The organism is Pseudomonas sp. 05N434 (genome assembly GCF_056396965.1).
In genome coordinates this window covers 1-1,799 of record NZ_JBFTMK010000765.1, presented here as the reverse complement: position 1 = coordinate 1,799, position 1,799 = coordinate 1, and the positions used below count along the sequence as shown (strand labels likewise).

2 protein-coding genes and 1 pseudogene are annotated in these 1,799 nt (G+C 53.7%); 2 read left to right on the top strand and 1 reads right to left on the bottom strand.

What is annotated here, in order from left to right; genetic code table 11:
- Positions 1 to 228, top strand: a pseudogene (locus AC1DLB_RS29095) (hypothetical protein); the annotation flags it as partial.
- A 264-nt stretch (positions 229 to 492) separates the two neighbouring features.
- Positions 493 to 747: a hypothetical protein gene (locus tag AC1DLB_RS29090; RefSeq protein WP_018927980.1), complete on the top strand. Its 255-nt coding sequence runs from the start codon at positions 493 to 495 to the stop codon at positions 745 to 747.
- A gap of 187 nt (positions 748 to 934) precedes the next feature.
- Here AC1DLB_RS29090 and AC1DLB_RS29085 read toward each other — a convergent pair whose 3' ends face one another.
- Complete coding sequence (locus AC1DLB_RS29085; RefSeq protein ID WP_477786197.1) at positions 935 to 1,348, bottom strand: CBS domain-containing protein; 414 nt, start codon at positions 1,346 to 1,348, stop codon at positions 935 to 937.
- Between the last annotated feature and the right edge of the window lie 451 nt (positions 1,349 to 1,799).

The window sequence follows — 1,799 nt, the reverse complement described above, 5'->3', positions numbered from 1 at the left end:
GGATGTGGACGCTTCAGGGTCTCGGCCAACCTGATTAAAAGCATGAAGGGCAGGAACGAATCCTTTGACATCGAGCGCACAAGACAATGGCTCAAGATGTCCCGCAATGACGAGCCGGTGCCGTTGATATCCCGCTATGACTACAACGTTGCCTTGTTGCATCGCGACACCGGGGAGAAGTCGGTCATCGCGCCGAGTCGCTCCAGGCAGCCGCTGACTTCGGATTAGATTCCGCCCCGGCTGTAACGCCACCCTCGGTAGGCGCTGCCCAAGGCTGCGATCTTTTGATCTTCAGCGGCTTCTGAACGATCAAGAGATGCAGCAGCTGCCGAGCGACGCCTAACGTTCGACTGTCGTGTAAAAACAAGCAACCTCCTTGGATCGCCCGTGTCGATATAAACATATCCGCGCTATTCGTCATCACACCTGTCCAGGTTGCCAGCGTTTATGGCGGGCTGAAAGCGGCTATAGCTGAATGTTCAGGAGGTGGCTATGAACTGTCCGCTGTGTGGCAATACCAATGCGCTGGAAGATCTTTCGTTCGGGGGCGGATTGCGCATTCATTGCGAACCGTGTGGTGGTTTCTATCGAATTTCATCGACCCTGCATGCCTTGGCTGAAGGAAAGTCTTATGACACCGAGCGCGCTCGAACCCGCCTGAAGAAGAAGCGTGAAACCGGCAAATTGGAGGATCAAGAGCCGGCGCTAGGCCCGGAAGACAAAGACCTACTCATCGAGCCGGGCTAATGTGTCGCGCAAAGCGAATGCAGTTCAGCGAAGGGTGCGTTGCGTGGGGGAAGGGGCAGCGACTATTTACAGAAGGACTCGCCTGGCCTTGAAGCCGAATTTCCAACGGATTCCAGGTCAGGCGAGCGTTTCGGATCCATGGGGCTTTAATCCTGATGAACACTTGAACGGCTCATTATCCAATCGGTTAATGAGCCTGTGCCACGCCGCACAAAACAGTCGCGGCGGCGGACTGAGATCGTGTGCTGGCAATGTTTCCCAGCGATACGACGCCAACCAGACGCTTGTCTCGGTTAAGCACGGGCAGGCGACGGAGGTGGACGTCCGCCATGTTTCTAGCGACATGCTCGATGTCTTCATCCTCATAGCAATAGCGGATGCCGCCACTCATTATTTTACTGATAGGGGTTGTTCCGGTGAGTCCTTCGGCGACGRCTCTGATGGCGATGTCCCGGTCCGTGATCATGCCAATCAGGCGCTCTTGCTCTTCAACCATAATGGCGCCGCTATCGATCCTGGCCATCATGCTTGCAGCCTCCTGGATCGTCTGGCTTGGTTTGGCTGTTAAAACATCTTTCGTCATAACTTCCGAGATCTTCATGAAAAAGACTCCTTTTAAAGGGATGCTTCAGTGATTACTGACTGTCTATTTTTCGACTTGGAGGGGATGTACAGGGTTCAGAATGTTTTGTCTCCGCTCGTCATCGTGGTGAACCGGGATTCTCCAGCGCCGCTCATTGAGCGGCGTTTTCGTATTCGGGCGTTGCTCAAGGAACAGCGCAACACCGCAAACGTGCGAGAGGGCAGGCGGCTTCGGATGGATGGTTGAGTTTGTAACTTGCTCGATACAAATAATAATCCGTATCATTTAGTTTCAAATCAAGGGTGCGAGGGAGTGCATTGCCCACATAAAAATAAGGTTCAGGTAATGCTCAAAATGCTACTCGTGTACGGTCATCTGATTGCCACCTGTATTGCTCTGGGGAGGGTGCTGCAGGCAGATCAAAAGCTATGGAGCTGGCGCAAGGAGGTGTTGCGCCAAGTGCAACGTG